We start from the raw sequence: 20020 nt of genomic DNA on the forward strand, positions 1-20020 counted from the left end.
GGCTGGGGCGGAGGTGGCGGTGGCTTCGGTGGTGGTGGCTGGTCCGGCGGCGGCGGCATGTCCGGCGGCGGCGGTGCTTCGGGGAGCTGGTGATGCGTTTTTTCCGCCATCTGTTCACGCGTTCGGCCCGCCACCTGTTTCCCGAGGACAGCCTGCATCGCATCGCCGATGCCATCGCAGCGGGCGAATCGCGCCATCGCGGCGAGATCCTGTTCGCAGTGGAATCCGAACTGCCGGCGGCCATGGTGTTGCGGGGCGTGCAGGCGCGCGCGCGCGCCGAGGCGGCCTTTGCGAGGCTCCGCGCCTGGGATACCGAAGCCAACAACGGCGTGCTGATCTACCTGCTGCTTGCCGACCATCGCATCGAGATCGTGGCCGATCGTGGCCTTGCCGGCCGGGTCAGTCCCGAGCAATGGCGTGGCGTATGCCTGCTGGTCGAAGAACGCATGCGTGCCGGCGAGCCCGAACAGGCCGTGGTGCGGGGCATCGAGGCCGTTTCCGACCTGCTGGCCACGCACTTCCCGCAGGTCGATGGCAACCCCGACCGGGACGAGCTGCCGAACTTGCCGCTTATCCTCGACTGAGCCATGCGCCTGCCCCGTGACGTTGGGCGCTGGACGGCGGCCTGGGGCAAAATGGCCGCCTGACCCCTCGATTGCAGGCCGCATGACCTACCTCCACCAGATCGACCCGATAGCGCTGTCCGCCGGTCCCCTCAAGATCCACTGGTATGGCGTGATGTACCTGCTGGCGTTCGCCAGCGCGTGGTGGCTGGGCCGAAGCCGGATCCGCGCAGGTCGCCTGCCCGGTACCGACATGAATGCATTCTCGGACCTGCTGTTCTACGGAATGCTGGGCGTGGTGCTGGGCGGACGCATCGGCTACATCCTGTTCTATTCGTTCGGCGCGTTCCTCGAGAACCCGCTGATGATATTCAAGGTCTGGGAAGGCGGCATGAGCTTCCACGGTGGGCTGCTGGGGGTGATGCTGGCGGGACTGTGGTGGACGCGCAGGCAGAAGCTGCATTACTTCGACACCATGGATTTCGTCGCCCCGCTTATCCCGCTCGGATTGGGCCTGGGCCGCATCGGCAACTTCATCGGCGCCGAGTTGTGGGGCAAGTACACGCACGCCGGCTGGGGAGTGATCTTTCCCAGCACCGATCCCAACATCCTGCAGCTGAAGCTGTCGCCGGAACAATTGCAGGCCCAGTACGCGGCCGGCGCCCTGGACGGTTTCGCGCGCCACCCCTCGCAGCTCTACCAGGCCTTCCTGGAAGGCGTGCTGATGTTCGCCATCGTCTGGTGGTTCTCCAGCAAGCCACGCCCGCGTTACGCCGTTGCAGGCATGTTCGCGCTGCTCTACGGCGTGTTCCGGTTCCTGGTCGAGTTCGTGCGCATGCCGGACGAAGGCATCGGCTACCTGGCCTTCGGTTGGCTGACCATGGGCCAGGTGCTGAGCCTGCCGCTGATCGCGCTGGGACTGTTCCTGTTCTGGATGGCGCGCCGTTCGCCGACCCTGCATCCCGTGCTGCCAGCCAAGGAGTCGACGTGAAGCAATACCTCGAGCTGCTGCGCCACGTGCTGGAAGACGGCGCGGAGAAGTCCGACCGCACCGGCACCGGCACCCGCAGCGTATTCGGCTGGCAGATGCGTTTCGACCTCAACCAGGGCTTCCCGCTGGTCACCACCAAGAAGCTGCACTTGCGCTCGATCGTGCACGAGTTGCTGTGGTTCCTGAAAGGCCAGACCAACATCGCCTACCTCAAGGAGCACAAAGTGGGGATCTGGGACGAATGGGCCGACGAAAACGGCGAGCTCGGCCCGGTCTACGGCAAGCAATGGCGCCGCTGGGCCACCGCCGAGGGCGGCGAGATCGACCAGATCAGGTGGGTGGTGGAAGAAATCAAGCGCAACCCCGATTCGCGCCGGCTCATCGTGTCCGCCTGGAACGTCGCCGACCTGCCGCAGATGGCGTTGATGCCGTGCCACACGATGTTCCAGTTCTATGTGATCGGCGGCAAACTCAGTTGCCAGCTCTACCAGCGCAGCGGCGACATTTTCCTGGGCGTGCCGTTCAACATCGCCAGCTATGCATTGCTGACCCACATGGTGGCCCAGGCCTGCGGCCTGGGCGTGGGCGACTTCGTGCACACCCTGGGCGATGCGCACCTGTATTCGAACCACTACGAGCAGGCGCGCGAACAGCTTTCGCGTGAACCACGCGCGCTGCCGCGCCTGCAGCTGAATCCGCAAGTGAACGACCTGTTCGCCTTCACCTACGACGATATCCAGATACTCGGCTACGATCCGGCCGCGGCCATCAAGGCGCCGGTGGCGGTCTGAGCCGATGCTGATCTCGCTGGTGGCCGCGCTGGACCGCATGGATGCGATCGGCAAGGGCAATGCGCTGCCATGGCGCCTGCCGGACGACCTCAGGCGTTTCAAGGCGCTGACCCTGGGCAAGCCGGTGCTGATGGGGCGCAAGACCGCCGAATCGCTGGGCCGTGCGCTGCCGGGCAGGACCAATCTTGTATTGACGCGTTCGGGCGCCGTGCCGTTCGAGGGCATGCGCGCGGTGGATTCGGTCGAGGCGGCAATCGCAGCGGCCAGCACGGAGAATGCGGATGAGCTGTGCGTGATCGGCGGCGGGGAAATCTATGCGCTGACGTTGCCACTGGCGGATCGATTGCACGTGACCCACGTGGAAACCGAAGTGGGAGGCGCCGACGCGTTCTTCCCCCGGTTGGATCAGGCGCACTGGAAAGCCGTTTTCCGCGAGACGCACGCCGCCGACGACAGGCATGCGTACGCATTCGAGTTCGCGGACTACGTCCGGAAATAGCCGATCCGTCGCGGAGTGACAACCTCGCGTATCGCCGCCGCAAAGCACGTGCGTGCGATCAGGTAGAACCCGGACCGCATTGCAGCGGCATAGCGCAGGCAAGCGCGACCACGGATCAGGAAAACCTGTCCGACCACCTCATCGGGGTGGCGGCACATCCCGACCAGGCACCTGTACCAGCCGCAGCTCCTCGCTATCCAGCTGCAATGCGGTGAGCTTGCCGCCCCAGACCGCGCCGGTGTCGATGGCATGCACGCCATGGCCGATCATCAACCCAAGCGTCGACCAGTGCCCGCAGACGATCTTCAGGTCGCGCGGCGCCCGCCCAGGCACTTCATACCAGGGATACAGGCCCTGGGCCTGGGTGCCGGGGCCACCTTTCTCCTCGATCGCCATGCGTCCGCGCGGCGTGCAGTAGCGCATGCGCGTGAGCACGTTGATGATGGCGCGCGAGCGGTCATAGCCACCCAGCTGCGGAGACCAGTTGGGCTTGTCGCCGTACATGCTGCGCAATAGCTTGCCGTAGCCGTTGCCGTGGAGTTGCTTCTCCACTTCGCGTCCGTGCTTTTCGGCCAGCGTGGTCGTCCACTTCGGTGCCAGCCCGGCATGGATCATCATCCAGCCCAGTTCCCGGTCCACGTGGACCAGCTCCTGCATGCGCAGCCAGTCCAGCAGCACGTCGCGGTCGTCGGCCAGCACGATGCGCTGCAGGTCGGGATTGACCTTGCGCTGTTCTTCGGGCGTGCGGTCGCCAATGGCCAGCAGGGACAGGTCGTGGTTGCCCAGCACCACCACGCTGCTGGCACGCAGGGAATGGACCAGGCGCAGGGTTTCAAGCGACTGGCCACCGCGGTTGACCAGGTCGCCGCAGAACCACAGCCTGTCGACGGCCGGGTCGAAGCGCAGGCGCTCCAGCAGGCGCTGGGTCGCGTCGTAACAGCCTTGCAGGTCACCAATGGCCCAGACACCCATGCGCCGGCTCCTTCAGTGGACCGTGCGGGGAATGGACAGGGTGAACGCGGCGATGGGCGCGTCGAAGCGCGTGCCGTCATCGGCCAGCATGCCGTAGCTGCCCTGCATCGCGCCGTACGCCGTCTCCAGCACGGCGCCGGAGGTGTATTCGAACTGGTCGCCCGGACGCAGCCAGGGCTGTTCGCCGACCACGCCCTCGCCCCGGACTTCCTGGACCTTGCCGTTGGCATCGGTGATCACCCAATGGCGATCCAGCAGGCGGGCGGGAACGGTGCCGGCGTTGCGGATGCCGATGGTGTAGGAAAAAACGAAGCGACCTTCCTCGGGCGAGGATTGATCGTCGAGGTAACGGGTGGCTACGTCGATTTCGATGGCGTAGTCGGGTGGGCTCATACCCACAGTGTATGCAATGCGGGCCTAAGGTTCGACCGGCATTGCCACCGGCAGGTTGGCCAGGCGAATGAAGGAAGCCACTTCGACCTGTTCGGCGCGCGCGTCGGGACGCACGCCCGCCGCTTCCATCTGCTCGCTGTCGCAGACACCCATCAAGGCATTGCGCAGGGTCTTGCGGCGCTGTCCGAAGGCGGAGCGCACTACTTCGGTAAAGCGTTGCGGATTGGCGATGCCGACGGCGCCCGCAGCGTGCGGCACCAGGCGCACTACCGCCGAATCCACCTTCGGTGGCGGCCGGAACGCGGCCGGAGGCACGTCGAACAGCGGGGTCACCGTGCAATAGGCCTGCAGCATGACGCTCAGGCGGCCGTAGACCTTGCTGCCGGGACCGGCTGCCATGCGGTCCACCACTTCCTTCTGCAGCATGAAATGCATATCGCGCACCACGGCGGCGTGGTCCAGCGCGTGGAACAGGATCGGCGAGGACAGGTTGTAGGGCAGGTTGCCGACCAGGCGCAGGGTGCCTTCGCCGGCCATGCGGGTGAAATCCACCTGCAATACGTCCTTGTGGATGACGGTCAGCTGGCCGACGCCATGGGCCGCCGCGGACAGGGGAACGACCAGGTCGCGATCGAACTCGATGGCGGTGAGTTCGCCATGCCTGCGCAGCAGGGGCAGGGTGATGGCGCCCTGGCCCGGCCCGATTTCCACCAGGCGGTCGCCGGGCTGCGGATTCACCGCCAGCACGATCATGTCGATCATGTTGCGGTCGGTCAGGAAGTGCTGGCCCAGTGATTTCTTGGGGGGTGCCTTGAAGTTCATCCGGCGAGTCTACGTTGCGCGGCGATGCGCGCGCAGGTTTCCACGGCTGCGAACAGGCTTGATGGATCGGCGCTGCCCTTGCCGGCCAGTTCGAGCGCGGTGCCGTGATCCACGGCCACGCGCGGATAGGGCAGGCCCAGGGTCAGGTTCACCGCCCGCTCGAAGCCGCTGTACTTGAGCACCGGCAGGCCCTGGTCGTGGTACATCGCCAGCACCGCATCGAAACCGGCCAGCTTGCCCGGCAGGAATGCGGTGTCGGCGGGAAGCGGGCCGACCAGGCGCATGCCTTCGGCGCGCAGCGCTTCCAGCACGGGGCCGATCACTTCGATTTCCTCGTTGCCCAGGTGCCCGGCTTCGCCCGCATGGGGGTTCAGTCCCAGCACTGCGATCACCGGGGTGTCGATGCCGAAATCCCGGCGCAGCGCGGCGTGGATGATGCGCAGCGAAGACAGCAGCCCGTTGGCAGTGATCGCATCGGCGACCGCACGCAGGGGCAGGTGGGTGGTGGCAAGCGCCACGCGCACGATGTCGTTGGCCAGCATCATCACCACGTCGCAACCGGCGCGTCCGGCCAGCAGTTCGGTGGTGCCGGTGTAGGCGATGCCGCCGGCGTTGATGGCCGCCTTGTGCACCGGGCCGGTCACCAGGCCGTCGAAACGGCCTTGCAGGCAGGCATCGGAAGCCAGCTCCAGCGCTTCGATGACCGCACGCGCATTGCGTGGGTCCGGCGTGCCGAAATGGTTGCTGGCGGTATTGGAGACGGCATGCAGCCGCAGGTCACCCGGAATCCGGACCTGTTCGGCTTCTCCTATCAGCCTGAGCGGCAAGTGCAGCGCAACGGCCGCGGCCCGCAGGGTGTCGGCGTCGCCGAAGACGAGCAGATCACAGTCGCTGCGCGGCTGTTGTGCCAGCCGCACGCATAGTTCCGGGCCTATCCCGGCCGGCTCGCCCGGAACCAGCGCGAGCCTGGGTTTCACACTCAGCCGCCGCTGGCAGCGGCCGCTTTCTCGCCGCGTACGTTGACGTAGGCTTCGCCGCGCAGTTCCTGCAGGTAGCGGTTGTACTCTTCTTCCAGCTTGCGGCGGCCGATCGTCTCGCGCACCTGGGCGCGCTGGGTGGCGTTGGTGACATCGCTCTGGCGCTGGCCGACCCGCTGCAGGATGTGCCAGCCGGCTTCAGTGCGGAAAGGCTGCGAGACCTGGCCGTCGCCGGTGCCGGTCACTTCCTTGCTGAAGGCCGGACCGAACGCGTCGGCCTGGAACCAGCCCAGGTCGCCGCCTTGTGCCTTGCTGTTGGCGTCATCGGAGGATTCCTTGGCGACTTCCACGAAGTCGGCGCCGCCGGCAATGCGCGCGCGCAGGGTGTCGATCTTGGCCTTGGCGGTCGCCGCGTCCTGTACCGGGGTGACCCGTACCAGGATGTGGCGCGCGTTGTACTCGGTGACCGTGCGTGCGGCAGCCTGGGCAGCATCGCGTGATTCGACCAGCTTGAGCAGCTGGAAGCCGCTGGGACCGCGCAGCGGCCCTACCACCTGTCCGGGGCTCAGCGACTTCAGGGTGTCGGCGAATGCGCGCGGGATCTCGTCCACGCTGCGCCAGCCGAGGTCGCCGCCTTCCAGGGCATTGGGGCTGTCCGAATAGCGCACCGCGGCCGCTGCGAATTCCATCTCGCCGCTGTCGAGCAGGCCTTTCACGCCGTCGATCTTCTTTTGCGCGGTGGCGATCTGCTCGGCGGTCGCGCCTTCCGGCAAGGCGACCAGGATGTGCGCCAGGTGGTATTGCACGCCATTGGTCTGGGTGGCGAGGGCCGAATCGACTTCCGCCTCGCTGACCTGGATGCGGCTCTGGCCGAAACTCTGGCGCAGGCGCTGGATGATGATTTCCTCGCGGATCGAGTTGCGGAAATCCGCGAACGAAACGCCTTCGCCGGCCAGGCGCTGGCGCAGCGCATCGACGCTGGCGCCGTTCTGCTGGGCCACGCTGGCGACGGCGGTGTTCAACTCCTCGTCGCTGACGCGGATGCCGGTTTCGGCGGCGCGGGCGACCTGCAGCTTCACCAACACCAGGCGCTCGAGCACCTGGCGTTCCAGCACCGCTTGCGGTGGCAGCTGGCCGGGCTGGTTGGCGTACTGGGCGGACACGTTGCGCACGGCGCGATCCAGTTCGCTCTGCAGGATCACATCCTCGTTCACCACGGCCGCGATGCGGTCCAGGGGCTGCAGGGTTTGCGCGCCCACGGGCGCGGCCAGCATCAGCGCGGCGATCATGCCGGCAAGGAAAAGTCGGGGAGTCATAGTCTTCATGGGGTTGTATCCGGTCCGGAATCGTTGTCGTCGGGGTCCGGCGCGGTGTTGCTTGGCGGGACGAGATAGAGGTCGTCTCGGTTGTAGCCGAGAATAGCACGGCGCAAAGTGCGCTCGGTGTCCTGGCCGGCCGAGCCCAGCCCCTTGAGCACGAACTCGACCTGCAATGCGTTGTTCATGTCGCCCTCGCGGTTGCGCACGTAACGGCGCGCGATCACGCGCACCGCCAGGCAGCAACTGTCCCATTGCACGCCGGCAATGGCTTCCAGCGGCTTGTTGTCCAGCAGCGAGTGGTAGTAGCGGCCCACCACGCTCCAGCTCGGCGTGACCGGATAGAGGAAGGACAGATCGGCCTGCTCGAGCAGGTCCGCCTCGGAGCTTGGATTGCGGCGATAGCGATAGGACAGGTTGACCACGCCGTCATTGGGCAGCAGGTAGCGCGCACGCACGCTGGCCAGGTCCTTGCTGTGGTATTTCGGACTCCACTGGTAGGACGTGCCGATGGTCCAGCGATCGGTCGGCGAATAGTTCGCGTCGGCCACCCACGCCGACTTGCCGCTGTCCACCGGCGCTTCGCCCGGCACCACCACGGTCGACTCGTCGAAATAGAAGATCTGGCCGATGCTGGCCGACAGCTTCTCGTGGCCATCGGACTCGCGCAGCAGGCGACTGGTCATGGCGACGGTGAGCTGGTTGGCGTCGGCCTGGCGGTCCGGACCCGAATAACGGTTGTCACGGAACAGCTGGCCCCAGCTGAAGGTGAAGGGGCGGGTATCGAACAGCGGGATATCGTCCTGCGCGCGGTACGGCGCGTTGAGGTAGAACAGCCGCGGCTCCAGGGTGTGCAGGAAGCGCTGGCCCTTGATCTCGGTATGGCGGTCGAAGAACAGGCCGGCGTCCAGCGAGGCAATCGGCAGGCTGCGGGTGGGGTTGCTGTCGGGAAACCGGTTGAGCGGATCGGCGGCAAAGCCGTCGTCGAGGCGGTAGGCCGTGTAGCGCCACGCCAGGGTCGGGGTGATGTACCACGAGGCGCCTTGCAAGGGCATGGAAACATAAGGCTTGAGGTCAAGCCGGCTGCCGCCGGGCACTTGCTGTGGGGTGGCGCCGCCGAAGCTCACCTGGTCGTGCTGGAAGCGCACGGTTTCGGCCTGCAACCCGGCCCGGAACCACCTGCCGAAAGGTTGTTCCCAATTGAGGTACAGGCGCGGCAGGCGGTTGTACGGAAGTGCGCTTTCATTGAGGTTGGCGTCGGCCAGTTGCCAGGTGTCGGCCATGATGCCGGCGTTCCAGTAGCGGCCCTGGCCGAACACGCCCACGGTGCTGATGATCGAGGAGGCCGAAGTGCCATACAGCGAATTGCTGAAGTCCTCGACGTAGCGGGGATCACTGATCCAGGCCACGTTGGCGCGCGCCTGCCAGGTGCTGTCGATGTTGTGGAATCCGGCGAACCGCAGCATGCCGCGGGTGTCGCCGGGATCGATTTCCTCGGCCGGGAACTCGTCCGCGTGTTCCTGCAGCAGGTCGTCGCTCGGCATGTAGTTGGCATCAAGCACGCCGCGCCCGTTCTCATACAGGTAACGGAACTGGCCGCCCAGCGACACGCCGCGATTGCTCATGTAGCGCGGGGTCAACGTGGCGTCGTAGTTGGGCGCCAGGTTGAGGTAGATGGGCTGACGGTAGTCGAAGCCGTTGCGCCCGGAATTGCTGATGGTCGGGTACAGCACACCGGTGTGGCGGCGGTCGTCGATCGGGAACTTGATCCAGGGCATGTACAGCACCGGGACCTTGCCGATGCGGATGGTCGCGCCGCGGGCCACGCCCCAGCCCTCGTCGGTGTCCACGTCGATGCGCTTGGAACGCAATTCCCACACGCGCTGGTCTGGATCGCAGGTGGAATAGGTGGAGCCGTTGAGCTGGCCCTGCGCGCCATTGAGGTTGATGCTGTCGGCGCCGCCATTGCCGCGTCGCGACACCAGCTGGTACTGGACGTCCTCGATGACGTGGCTGTCGGTGTCCTGGTTGCCGTGTGCACGCGCCGCGATCACCCGCATCGTGCCGTCCTGGTAACGGACGTTGCCATCGGCGACGTAGGTACCCTGTTCCTGCTGGAACAGCAGGTTGTCGGCGTTGAGGTACTGGTCGCCCCTGCGCAACACCACGTTGCCCTTGTATTCGGCATCGGTCTCGGTGCCGCTCAGCAGGTCGCCCTCGATGGCGGTCGCCTCCTGGGCGCGCGCGGCGCGGACCTTGGCGTTGTCTGCCGAGGGCTTGCCCTCGGTGGCTGGATCAAAGGAGGGGATCGCATCGCGGATCGGGCACAGGTCCCAATTGACGGGCTTGTCGTCTGCGAATGCCGGCAGGCACAGGGCGATACTGAACGGCAGCGGTAGCAGGCGAAGGACTGGGCGCACGCGGTGCAAAGCTCCGTGGGGTGAGGTCAAAAGCGGCCGCTAGCTTGCCGTATCGACGGCATGCGGGCAATGAAGGCGGCGGCAAGCCGCCGGGCGAGGTTCATCATGCACCAGTGGCCATGGGGATGCCGGGGCGGTCAGCGCAGGGCGTCGACGTGGGCCACGCTGCATTCGCGCAAGGCTTCCAGGTCGTAGCCACCTTCCAGCATGGACACGATCCGGTCCGATGCGTGGCGCCTGGCGATTGCGCGCAGTTCCCGGGTCAGCCAGGTGAAATCCTCGGTCTCCAGCATCAGGTCGGCCAGCGGATCGCGCATATGCCCGTCGAAGCCGGCGGAGATCAGCAGCAGCTGCGGGCGGAATTCATCCAGCGCCGGCAGCAGGTGGTCGGCCCATACATTGCGGAAGCGGAAGCCCCCGGTGCCCGGAGGCAGCAGGGTATTGAACACGTTGCCGACCCCGCGCTCGTGCGGGCTGCCGCTGTTGGGGTAGATCCCCGCTTCGTGGGTGCTGAAGTAGGCCACCCGCGGTTCGGCGTAGAAAATCGCCTGGGTGCCATTGCCGTGGTGCACGTCGAAATCGACGATCGCCACCCGTTCCAGGCCGTGCCGGTCGCAGGCATGGGCGGCCGCCACGGCAATGTTGTTGATCAGGCAGAAGCCCATGGCGGTGTCGCTGGTGGCATGGTGCCCCGGTGGGCGCACCGCGCAGAAGGCGGTCGTGCCGGCCTTGCTTCCGGCCACCATCACCGCATCCACCGCGGCCACGCCCGCGCCGGCGGCCCGCATCGCGGCCGCGCGCGAATCGGCGCACATCACCGTGTCCGGGTCGAGCATGCGGTAACCCTCGAAGCTGCTTTCCAGGACTTCGTGCAGCAGCGATTCGGTGTGGACACGGCGCAGGTCGCCCAGCTTGGCCAGCGGCGCTTCGCGCCAGTCCAGGTCGCCATGGGAATGCCGCAGGCCCAAGAGCACCACTTCCAGGCGCTGACGACGCTCGGGATGCTCAGGCCCGGCGTCGTGGGCCAGGCAGGCGGGGTGGGTGTAGATGAGCATGCGGCGGCGACCGGTCCAGGCTCAGGAGTGGCGCCGGTCGTGGCTCCACAGGACTTCGCCCTGGCCATCGGCGCGCGCCAGCACCCGGGCGAGGACGAACAGCAGGTCCGAAAGCCGGTTGAGGTACCGGATTGCCTCCGGGCGCACCGCGTCATGGCGGGCCAGGGTCACGGTCTCGCGCTCGGCGCGGCGCACGATGGTGCGGGCCAGGTGGCAGCGGGCTGCCGCCTCGCCGCCGGCCGGCAGGATGAAATCCTTCAGCGCCGGCAGTGACTCGTTGTAGTGGTCCAGGTGGCGTTCCAGCGCATCCACGTCATCGCCGCTGATCGCCGAGTGGCCGGGGATGCAGAGCTCGCCGCCCAGGTCGAACAACTGGTGCTGCACGGTGGTCAGCAGCGCGCGGATGTCGTCGGGAACGGGCGCGGCCAGGACCACGCCGATGCAGGAATTGGCTTCGTCCACGGTGCCATAGGCGTTGACGCGGGCCGAATCCTTGCCGACCCGGGTGCCATCTCCCAGGCCGGTGGTGCCGTCATCGCCGGTGCGGGTATAGATCTTGGACAGGCGGTTACCCATGAGGTCTGCCGGTTGCGGATCAGCGAACGGACCGGATCCGGCCCTGTAGTCGCAGCGCCTGGGTGACGCCGACGTGCACGATGACAGCCAGGCCTACATAGATGGCGGAGGTGCGCAGGTATGGCACGAACCAGTCGCTGTAGTTCTTCCACCAGCCGGCGAAGGTCGGCTCGGTAACGCTGTCGCTCAGCCAGTAGAAGCTGCCCTGGCTCAGCAGGTGGCAGACCACCACCGAGGCCAGCAGGCTGGTCGCCAGCACCGCCAGCGCCTTGCCGTTGGCGCCCTGGTAATGACGGCGCAACTGCATGCCGCCAAACCACAGTGCGAAATAGGCCGGCACCAGGAACCAGTAGGCCGCGGACATGCAGTAGTGGGCAAAGAAATCCATGCCCTGGCCGCGGATCACCAGGTAATCCACCAGCACCGCCAGCGCCATGAACACCGGGAAAGCCCAGCGCGAGGCAGCGCGCAGGTAGAAACCGCCCAGGAAAAACGCCGCCCACGAGGCATCGGGAATCGGCCCGAAGTGGGTCAGCGATTGGGGCAGGTTGAGCCGGGTAGCCACCAGCAGCGAGGCCAGCAGGACGAAGAAGAGCGCGTTCTGGGTATTGCGGTTCATGGGAGGCCTTCCGGGAAGCTCAGGCGCCCATTCTAACGGAGTGCCCACCGGGGCGGGCTTATCATGGCGGCATGAGCGAAACCCATGACGTACTCATTGTCGGCGGCGGCCTGGTAGGTGCCAGCCTGGCCATTGCGCTGGACCGCCTGGGGCTGCGCGTGGGACTGGTGGAAGCCACGCCCGGCGGGGTGATGCCGGCGGTGTTCGACCAGCGCAACCTCAGTTTCGCCGGAGCCACGGTCAATGCCTTGACCGCGCTGGGGGTCATGGCGAAGTTGCGGACTCCCGCTGGAGCGATCCGCCGCATCCATGTGAGTCGCCAGGGCGACTTCGGCCGCACCGTGCTGGACGCCGCCGACTATGGCCGCCAGGCCTTCGGCCAGGTGGTGGTCGCGCGCGATTTCGGCGAGGCACTGGAAGCACGCCTGTGCGAGTTGCGCGGATTGACCCGTTACCGGCCCGCGCGGTTCATTGCATTGGGTGACGCCTCGCCGGAGTCGCGCAGCCTGCGAATTGCCGATGAGTCGGGCGAGCATGAGCTGTCGGCGCGCCTGCTTGTCGCAGCCGACGGCACCCGCAGCGCCATGCGCGATGCGCTCGGCATCCAGGCCGGGGAACACGATTACCTGCAGACGCTGTTCGTCGCGCGCATGCGTGCGGCCCAGGCCCCGGACGGCACGGCCTATGAGCGCTTCGGCGCGCACGGGCCCACCGCCCTGCTGCCACGCGGCGACCGCCATTTCGGCGTGGTCCACGGGGTGGCGCGGGAACAGGCGGACGCAGTGGCAGCCGAAGGCGAGGTGGCCTGGCTCCAGCGCATCCAGGAGGCGTTTGGCTGGCGGGTGGGGCGTTTCCTTGCCACCGGCGAACGCAGCGCCTATCCCATCGTCAAGGTCGTGGCCGAACGCGTGGTGGACGCGCGCGCCGTGGTCCTGGGCAACGCCGCGCAGACCCTGCACCCGATCGGCGCCCAGGGATTCAACCTGGGCCTGCGCGATGCGCTGACCCTGGCCGAGCTGGTCGAACAGGCCGAGGACCCTGGCGCGGCGGCCGTGCTGGACGCCTACGCCGAACGTCGCCGCGAAGACCGGCGCCGGACGCTCGAGTTTTCCGACAGCTTGGCCCGCATCACCGGCAACGCCTCGCCGCTGCTGCGCCCCCTGCGCAGCCTGGGCCTGATGGCGGCGGACAACTCGCAGGCGCTGCAGTCGATGCTGGTGGGCGGGGCGATGGGCTTTCGCGGCGAAGTGCCGGCACTGTGCCGGGAGATTGCCCCGTGAGTAGGCGTGGGCGCCTGGATGCAGTGGTGGTGGGCGGCGGCGTGGTCGGTGCTGCCTGCGCCCTGGCGCTGGCCGGGCTGGATCTTTCGGTCGCGCTGGTGGAAGGCCGCGAACCTCCGCGCTGGTCCGCCAATGCGCCCGACCTGCGCGTGTATGCCTTTGCCCCCGACAACGCCGCATTGCTGGAAGCGCTGGGCATCTGGGCGTCGGTCCGCAATGCGCGTGCCCAGCCTTATCGACGCATGCGGGTCTGGGACGCTTCGGGCGGTGGCGAGCTTTCCTTCGACGCCGACCTGCTGGGACGTGACCAGCTTGGCTGGATCATCGAGAACGATTTGCTGGTGGATCGCCTGTGGGCGGCGCTGCCGGCGGCGGGCGTGCAATTGCATTGTCCGGCGCGGATCGAATCAATGGAGCAGGACGCGGAGGGCGTTCGCCTGCGGCTCGATGATGGCAGCCGCCTGGAAGCGCGCGTGGCCATCGCCGCCGATGGCGCCGGTTCCACCTTGCGTGGGCTGGCTGGCGTGGGCGTGTCCGCCCATGACTACGGACAGCGCGGCGTCGTGGCGTTTGTCGAAACCGAACGTTCCAACGAACTCACGGCGTGGCAGCGCTTCCTGCCCGACGGCCCGCTGGCCTTCCTGCCGTTCTCGGACCACCTCAGCTCCATCGTCTGGACCTTGCCGACGGCGGAAGCCGAGCGTGTGGTCGCACTCGAAGAGGTGGCTTTCAATCGTGAATTGACCAGCGCGTTTGGAGCCAGGCTGGGCGAGGTGCGCGTGGTTTCCAGCCGCGCCGCCTTCCCGTTGCGGCGCCAGCTGGCCGAGACCTATGTCGCCGGCCGGGTACTGCTGATGGGCGATGCCGCCCACGTCGTGCACCCGTTGGCGGGGCAGGGCGTGAACTTGGGCCTGCGCGACGTGGCTCGCCTGCGCGCCAACGTCATGGATGCGCAATCGCGCCGCGCCGACTGGACTTCGCCGCACCGCCTGGCGCGCTGGTCGCGCCAGTGCCGCAGCGAGAACGCGGCCGCGGCCTATGCCTTCGACGGCATCAACCGCCTGTTCTCGAACGACGAGATGCATGCCACCTTGCTGCGCGGTTTCACCCTGGGCCTGGCTGGCAAAGTGCCGCCACTGGCCAACCTGCTGTGGCGCCGGGCGTCGGGCATCTAGCTCCTCCCTTGCGAAGCAGGGGAGGGTTGGGAGGGGTGCTCTTCGCAATAAACTGTCAGCCCCATGCCCGCTTACAAGGGGCTCTGTCTCCCACCTTTACTGTGGAAACAAAAGTCGCTGGGTCCCCGCCTTCGCGGGGATGACTGGGGTCTGGATCCCGGCGCGCGTCCACTGCACGTGCATCATCCCGGGATAAACGGAAACACGATCTTCAGCAGACCCTTCAGGCCACCTTCGGCGGTGCTGGCGATCGCCTTGGCGCCCAGGCTGTTGAGCGCGTTGCGCACGTCCTGCCAGCGCAACTTGGCCAGGTCCTTCTTCAGCAGGTCGGCAACTTCCTCCGCGGCCGGCGACAGCTTCTTCAATTCCCTGGCAATCGCCTCGGGATCGGGCTGCAGGTAGCCCCATTTCTCGGCGATCTTCAGCAGGGTGTCGAAGCGCACCGCAACCACTTCGCGGTTGCGTTCGTACACCGGCAGCGCGCCGACTTCCAGGATCGCCTGTTCGAACTGTTGCTGGTCGTCGGGATGCTCCACCCGAACGGCGAGGAAGCCTTCCTTCCTGGCCCGCTCGCTGACGTGCTTGGCGCCCGAGCGCAGGTTGTCCTCGGTCAGCACGCTGGCGACGATGCGCTGCAGCGCGGCCTGGCTTTCCTCCGGCACCAGCGCACGCCAACGCGCATAGCCGTCGCGCCGGAACGACTTGACCTTGGCCGGCGTGACCCGCAGGCGCAGGGCGGCGGCGGCGTTGGAATCGCTGCGCTGGATGGCGCCGTCGCGTTCCAGCAACACGAAGATCAGCAATTCCAGGTCGCGCTTGGTCAGCGACTGGAAACCCTGCAGCAGGGTCAGGCGCAGGAATTCGTTGGCGAACCCGGCCGGGTCCTTGAGTTCGATCGGTTGCATGGCGGCGGTTCTCCTCAGGCAGGCAGATTGCCACGCCGGGGTTGCAGGGGATGAGACCCCGCCAGCCTGCAATGCCCGCGCTCAGCGCGCCAGTGCGTAGGCAGCCAGTGCGAAGGCCAGGATTGCGACGGTGGTGGCGACCAGGGTGAGCTGGCTGGCGCGGCGCAGTCGCCGTTCGGCCTGGTCGGCGCCGAGCTGCAGGACCTCGATGGTCTTCTGCATGTCGGTGGCGAGTTTGCGGATGGAATCCGCGTTCTGCGTCGCGGCATCCTGCAGCTCGGCGATCTGTTCGCCGATCACGTCGAGCCGCAGCTGCTGCGAGTTGTCGGCCGGCGGCGTGCGCGTGAACAAGGGGCGCGCCATGCGGATTATCTCGGGCAGCGAGGAAGCGGCGATGCTGATCCAGGTGGCGGCCATGGCTCAGGCCTTCTTGAGGAAGCAGGTCTTCAGCACCAGGTCCTTGATCTTCTCGACCCGGCACTCGATTTCTTCCTCGTCATCGGTCAGGTGGATGCCCTTGATCAGGGTGCCGCGCTTGAGGGTGAGCGAAGTGCCCTTGACCTTCAGGTCCTTGATCACGGTGACCGAGTCGCCTTCGCTGAGCGGGGTGCCGTTGCTGTCGCGTACGTTCATTGGAATGTCCTTGGAGTTATCGCTCGTCGCACGAGCTGCGTAGGCCGCGAGCGTGGACCGTATCTCTTCGGTGCATTCCAACGATGGAATGCATGCGGTCGCAGCTTGCGTAGCGCCTGCAAAAGCTTGTCAGCGCCGGGTAGTGGCGAAGACGGTGATTTCCTCGCGGTCGTGATAGAGCTGCTTGGCGCGAACCATCACCGGTCTCTCGGCCTGTTCGACGAACAGGTCCAGGCACAGCCGGGTTTCGTCCCAGCGCTTCTTCATTGGCAGCTTGAGGTTGAACACCGCATGCCGGCACCAGCCTTCGCGGAACCAGGTCGCCATGCGTTCGGCGACGCGACGGGGCTGCTCGACCATGTCGCAGACCATCCAGTCCAGCGAGCGCGATGGCTTCCACTGGAAACCGTCGGCGCGCAGGTGCTCGACCAGCCCGCTGTCCATCACGTTCTGCTTCAGCGGGCCGTTGTCGACGCTGGTCACGCGCAGGTGGTGGCGGGTGAGGATCCAGGTCCAGCCGCCCGGCGCGGCGCCCAGGTCGGCGGCCGTCATCCCGGCCTTGAGCAGGTGCTCGCGTTCGCCGGCATCGAGCAGGCTCAGCAATGCTTCTTCGAGCTTCAGCGCCGAGCGCGACGGCGCGTCCGACAGCAGCTTCAGTCGCGGGATGCCTAGCGGCCATGGCGAGGCGTCGGCGGGATCGGCGATGCACAGATAGGCATGGTTGCCGTCGACGAAGACCACGTGCAGGCGCGGCAGCCGTGGGTTTTCCTTGTCGCTCAGCAGGCCGGCCTTGCGCAGCGCAGGACGCAGCGCGTTGCCGAAGCTGCGCGCCAGTCCGGCCAGCGGCTTGGCCGTGTCCGAATCCGGATGCTCCACCCACAGGTCGCCGAACCTCGTCTGCCCTGCCAGCGCTGCAAGCATGGGGGTGATGCGGTCCTTCGGGTCCAGCGCGGGCAGTTCGGCGATCAATTGCAGCTTCTGCCGCGCATAGATCAGTTCGCGCCAGGGCAGGGCGCGCGACAGCCCGCCGGCGTCTTCGCCCATGAAGACGACGAAGGCGCTGTTGCGTTCGGTGCGGGCATAGCCGGGGAATCCGGCAAGCGCCGCGCGCTCGCCCAGCTCGGCGGCCAGTTCCGGTTCAAACCCCTGCCGGCAGTAGCAGAGCAGGCCGCTCATGCGGGCTGGTGGACGTCAATAACGATCGCCGCCGCGTTCGCCGTAGGCGCGCAGCACCTCGCGCGCCGCGTCACGGTTGAGGTCGCGCACCACCTCGATGCCGCGCTTGTTCATTTCGCCTACCCAGTCCGCGGGCAGCGGGCCTTCATCGAATTCGGTCAGTTCCATCACGTCCTCGGCGCGCGCGCCGATCAGCAGGCGGTCGATGCCGGCCCAGACGGTGGCGCCATAGCACTGGCAGCAAGGCTGCGAGGAAGTGGCCAGGGTCACGGTGCCGCCGACGCGTTCGTTGAGGCGGGCAGTCTGCAGGCGCTGCTGGGCCAGCATGTAGGCCATGTTCTCGGCATGGGCCAGCGACGTGTTCTGCGGCAGCACGCGATTCACGCCGATGGCGATGATGTGGTCATCCGGCCCGAACACCACTGCGCCGAAAGGCCCCCCGGTTGCTGCTTCCATGTTGATGCGCGACAGCTCGATCGCCAAGGCGACCTTGTCCGCATCACTGACGTGTCGTGCCGAAGCGTCGACGCTTTCGTGCACCCACGCGGGCAGGGTCAGGTGTACTTGCGCGTAGAGCATCAGCGCACCGGCTCGGCAGGATCGACGGAGGGTTCCGGGTTGGCCGGGCCGGCCGAAACGCATTTGCCGTTTTTGCATTGGCAGGCGGTCAGTTCCTGGAAGCCACACACGCTCATCATGCCTCTGGCCTTGCAGTGGGCCTGCACCGCCGCCGGGTCGGTGGGGCTGTCCTCGTTGACGCAGGCCGGCATCGTGCCGCAGCAGTTGCCCACGTCCTTGACCACGCAATCGGCGCTGGTGCTGCAGGTGGTGATGAGCGCCACGGGTGTACCTGGCGTGCGCGGAGGCGCAGGCGCGCTGGGTGGAGCGGGCGCCGCCGGTGGCGCAGGCGGATTTTCGACGGCTTGCGCGCCCGCGGGCGGTGAGCTGGTCGATGGGGCCGCGCAACCGCCCAGCGCCATCAGGGAAAGCAGCAGGCCAATGCTCAGGAAGATCCGGGACATGGTGGTACTCCTTGGATAGGTGGCGGGCAGCGTAGCCCGCCGGTGGATGTCGCCGGTGAATTGGTGCGGGCGAAGCCTGGCGTCAGCCCTTGGCCGCCCAGGTATCGCGCAAGGTCACGCTGCGGTTGAACACCGGCGCATCGATGGCATGGTCGCGGCGGTCGGCGACGAAATAACCGGTGCGCTCGAACTGGAACGACTGTTCGGGCGCGGCGATCGCGGCGGCGGGCTCGACATAGCCGCGCACCGACCTGCGCGATTCCGGATTCAGATAATCCTGGTAGGTCTTGCCTTCCGATTCGTCGTCGGGGTCGGGCACGGTGAACAGGCGGTCGTAGAGGCGGATTTCCGCCGGCACCGCGTGCCTGGCGCTGACCCAGTGGATGGTGCCCTTGATCTTGCGTTCGGCGCCTTCCATGCCCGGGCGTGATTCGGGATCCAGCCAGCCGTGCAGTTCCACCACTTCGCCGGCCTCGTTCTTGACGACTTCATCGCAACGCACGATGCCCGCGCCACGCAGGCGTACTTCACCGCCCGGGACCAGGCGCTTGAAGCCCTTGGGTGGGATCTCGGCGAAGTCCTCGCGCTCGATCCACAGCTCGCGGGAGAAGGGAATCCCGCGCTTGCCGAAGGATTCGTCCTTGGGATGGTTGGCGAAGCTCAAGGTTTCGTCGTGGTCTTCGGGCAGGTTCGCCAGCACCAGCTTCAGCGGCTCGACCACGGCCATGCGCCGGGGCGCGGCCGCGTCCAGGTCATCGCGAAGGCATCCTTCCAGCACGCTGAAATCCAGCAGCGAGTTCTGCTTGCTGATGCCGACCCGGTCGATCAGCAGGCGCAGCGCGGCCGGCGTATAACCGCGGCGGCGCAGGCCCTGCAGCGTCGGCATGCGCGGGTCGTCCCAGCCATCGACCAGCTTCTCGCCGACCAGGGTGGTCAGCTTGCGCTTGCTCATCACCGTGTAGTTGATGTTGAGGCGGGAGAACTCGATCTGCCGCGGCTTGGCCGCTTCGTTCTTCAGCCCTCGGTCCAGCAACGGCTGCAACAGGTCCGGGTGCGCGGTCAGCGCCACGTGGTCCACGCACCAGTCGTACAGCGGGCGGTGGTCCTCGAACTCCAGCGTACACAGCGAATGGGTGATGCCTTCTATGGCATCGCCCAGCGCATGGGCAAAGTCGTACATCGGGTAGATCGGCCAAGCATTGCCGGTGTTCTGGTGTTCGACGTGCTTGATGCGGTACAGCGCCGGGTCGCGCAGGTTCATGTTGCCGCTGGTCACGTCGATCTTCGCGCGCAGGGTGCGCGCGCCATCGGGAAACTCTCCGGCCCGCATGCGCCGGAACAGGTCCAGGTTCTCTTCCACCGGGCGGTTGCGGAACGGCGATTCGCGTCCGGCCACGGTCAGCGTCCCGCGGTATTCGCGCATCGCCTGGGCGTCCAGGTCGTCGACGTAGGCCAGGCCGTCGCGGATGAGTTTTTCGGCGGCCAGGTAGTAGACCTCGAAGTAGTCCGAGGCATGGCGCAGCGAGGACCATTCAAAGCCCAGCCAGCGCACGTCGTCCTGGATGGCAGCGACGAATTCCGGGTCTTCCCTGGCCGGGTTGGTGTCGTCGAAGCGCAGGTTGCAGACGCCGCTGAACTCTCCGGCGATGCCGAAATTCAGGCAGATGGCCTTGGCATGGCCGATGTGCAGGTAGCCGTTGGGCTCGGGCGGGAAGCGGGTGTGGATGGCCGCGTGCTTGCCGCTGGCCAGGTCCTCGCGGACGATCTGGCGGATGAAGTCGTTCTTTTCGCCGGCCACGTGGCTTGCGTGGGCGGGCTGGGGCGTGGCGGAAGCG

21 protein-coding genes and 1 pseudogene are annotated in these 20020 nt (G+C 66.9%); 6 read left to right on the top strand and 16 right to left on the bottom strand.

Going from position 1 to position 20020, the window contains the following annotated elements; all coding sequences use genetic code 11:
• Window positions 1-92 precede the first annotated feature (92 nt).
• The 4 genes from DT603_RS15470 (at window position 93) to DT603_RS15485 (ending at window position 2844) form a co-directional block, all read left to right on the top strand.
• Window positions 93-584: a TPM domain-containing protein gene (locus DT603_RS15470; protein WP_162350890.1), complete on the top strand. Its 492-nt coding sequence runs from the start codon at window positions 93-95 to the stop codon at window positions 582-584.
• 82 nt (window positions 585-666) lie between these two features.
• On the top strand, window positions 667-1554 hold the full coding sequence (gene lgt / locus DT603_RS15475; RefSeq protein WP_162350891.1) for a prolipoprotein diacylglyceryl transferase: 888 nt from the start codon (window positions 667-669) through the stop codon (window positions 1552-1554).
• Window positions 1551-2345 carry a thymidylate synthase gene (locus DT603_RS15480; protein WP_162350892.1) on the top strand — a complete coding sequence of 265 codons (795 nt, stop codon included), beginning with the start codon at window positions 1551-1553 and terminating at the stop codon, window positions 2343-2345. Before lgt ends, DT603_RS15480 begins: the two co-directional genes overlap by 4 nt.
• A 4-nt stretch (window positions 2346-2349) precedes the next feature.
• Entirely contained in the window at window positions 2350-2844 is a 495-nt protein-coding gene (locus DT603_RS15485) for a dihydrofolate reductase (RefSeq protein WP_162350893.1), read from the top strand.
• Window positions 2845-2982: 138 nt separating this feature from the next.
• Here the strand turns inward: DT603_RS15485 and DT603_RS15490 are convergent, their stop codons facing one another.
• From DT603_RS15490 to DT603_RS15530, 9 genes are all read right to left on the bottom strand, one after another.
• A complete protein-coding gene (locus tag DT603_RS15490; RefSeq protein ID WP_162350894.1) occupies window positions 2983-3816 on the bottom strand; it encodes a symmetrical bis(5'-nucleosyl)-tetraphosphatase in 834 nt (277 codons plus the stop codon).
• Between the two features lie 12 nt (window positions 3817-3828).
• Window positions 3829-4209 carry a Co2+/Mg2+ efflux protein ApaG gene (gene apaG / locus DT603_RS15495; protein WP_162350895.1) on the bottom strand — a complete coding sequence of 127 codons (381 nt, stop codon included), beginning with the start codon at window positions 4207-4209 and terminating at the stop codon, window positions 3829-3831.
• A 24-nt stretch (window positions 4210-4233) separates the two neighbouring features.
• The gene (gene rsmA / locus DT603_RS15500) at window positions 4234-5031 is read right to left on the bottom strand and encodes a 16S rRNA (adenine(1518)-N(6)/adenine(1519)-N(6))-dimethyltransferase RsmA (RefSeq protein WP_162350896.1); all 798 of its coding nucleotides are present in this window, start codon (window positions 5029-5031) and stop codon (window positions 4234-4236) included.
• Entirely contained in the window at window positions 5028-6008 is a 981-nt protein-coding gene (gene pdxA / locus DT603_RS15505; protein ID WP_162350897.1) for a 4-hydroxythreonine-4-phosphate dehydrogenase PdxA, read from the bottom strand. Before pdxA ends, rsmA begins: the two co-directional genes overlap by 4 nt.
• Before the next feature lie 2 nt (window positions 6009-6010).
• On the bottom strand, window positions 6011-7324 hold the full coding sequence (locus DT603_RS15510; RefSeq protein WP_162350910.1) for a peptidylprolyl isomerase: 1314 nt from the start codon (window positions 7322-7324) through the stop codon (window positions 6011-6013).
• Window positions 7325-7329: 5 nt separating this feature from the next.
• Window positions 7330-9744 (bottom strand): LPS-assembly protein LptD, encoded by a 2415-nt coding sequence (gene lptD / locus DT603_RS15515; protein WP_162350898.1) that lies wholly within the window; start codon window positions 9742-9744, stop codon window positions 7330-7332.
• Window positions 9745-9881: 137 nt separating this feature from the next.
• The gene (locus DT603_RS15520) at window positions 9882-10799 is read right to left on the bottom strand and encodes a histone deacetylase family protein (protein ID WP_162350899.1); all 918 of its coding nucleotides are present in this window, start codon (window positions 10797-10799) and stop codon (window positions 9882-9884) included.
• Window positions 10800-10820: 21 nt separating this feature from the next.
• Complete coding sequence (locus tag DT603_RS15525) at window positions 10821-11375, bottom strand: cob(I)yrinic acid a,c-diamide adenosyltransferase (RefSeq protein ID WP_162350900.1); 555 nt, start codon at window positions 11373-11375, stop codon at window positions 10821-10823.
• A gap of 19 nt (window positions 11376-11394) precedes the next feature.
• Entirely contained in the window at window positions 11395-11994 is a 600-nt protein-coding gene (locus DT603_RS15530; protein ID WP_162350901.1) for a hypothetical protein, read from the bottom strand.
• Between the two features lie 71 nt (window positions 11995-12065).
• On the opposite strand from DT603_RS15530, the gene ubiH reads away from it, so the two are divergent.
• Window positions 12066-13274, top strand: a complete 1209-nt coding sequence (ubiH, locus tag DT603_RS15535) for a 2-octaprenyl-6-methoxyphenyl hydroxylase (protein WP_162350902.1) — start codon at window positions 12066-12068, stop codon at window positions 13272-13274.
• Window positions 13271-14449 (top strand): UbiH/UbiF family hydroxylase, encoded by a 1179-nt coding sequence (locus DT603_RS15540; RefSeq protein ID WP_162350903.1) that lies wholly within the window; start codon window positions 13271-13273, stop codon window positions 14447-14449. Before ubiH ends, DT603_RS15540 begins: the two co-directional genes overlap by 4 nt.
• A gap of 182 nt (window positions 14450-14631) precedes the next feature.
• Here the strand turns inward: DT603_RS15540 and DT603_RS15545 are convergent, their stop codons facing one another.
• From DT603_RS15545 to DT603_RS15575, 7 genes and pseudogenes are all read right to left on the bottom strand, one after another.
• Window positions 14632-15354: a hypothetical protein gene (locus tag DT603_RS15545; protein ID WP_162350904.1), complete on the bottom strand. Its 723-nt coding sequence runs from the start codon at window positions 15352-15354 to the stop codon at window positions 14632-14634.
• An 81-nt stretch (window positions 15355-15435) separates the two neighbouring features.
• Window positions 15436-15771 (bottom strand): hypothetical protein, encoded by a 336-nt coding sequence (locus DT603_RS15550; protein WP_162350905.1) that lies wholly within the window; start codon window positions 15769-15771, stop codon window positions 15436-15438.
• Window positions 15772-15774: 3 nt separating this feature from the next.
• Window positions 15775-15981 (bottom strand): annotated as a pseudogene (locus DT603_RS15555) (alkylphosphonate utilization protein); the annotation flags it as partial.
• Window positions 15982-16116: 135 nt separating this feature from the next.
• Entirely contained in the window at window positions 16117-17163 is a 1047-nt protein-coding gene (gene rlmM / locus DT603_RS15560) for a 23S rRNA (cytidine(2498)-2'-O)-methyltransferase RlmM (RefSeq protein WP_162350907.1), read from the bottom strand.
• A 15-nt stretch (window positions 17164-17178) separates the two neighbouring features.
• Entirely contained in the window at window positions 17179-17742 is a 564-nt protein-coding gene (locus DT603_RS15565; protein WP_162350908.1) for a nucleoside deaminase, read from the bottom strand.
• Window positions 17742-18185 (bottom strand): hypothetical protein, encoded by a 444-nt coding sequence (locus tag DT603_RS15570; protein ID WP_162350909.1) that lies wholly within the window; start codon window positions 18183-18185, stop codon window positions 17742-17744. Before DT603_RS15570 ends, DT603_RS15565 begins: the two co-directional genes overlap by 1 nt.
• Before the next feature lie 82 nt (window positions 18186-18267).
• Window positions 18268-19983: a glutamine--tRNA ligase/YqeY domain fusion protein gene (locus DT603_RS15575; RefSeq protein WP_162350911.1), complete on the bottom strand. Its 1716-nt coding sequence runs from the start codon at window positions 19981-19983 to the stop codon at window positions 18268-18270.
• Window positions 19984-20020 lie beyond the last annotated feature (37 nt).

Origin of the sequence: Pseudoxanthomonas gei, from assembly GCF_010119615.1 — a bacterium.
Taxonomy (GTDB): domain Bacteria; phylum Pseudomonadota; class Gammaproteobacteria; order Xanthomonadales; family Xanthomonadaceae; genus Pseudoxanthomonas_A; species Pseudoxanthomonas_A gei.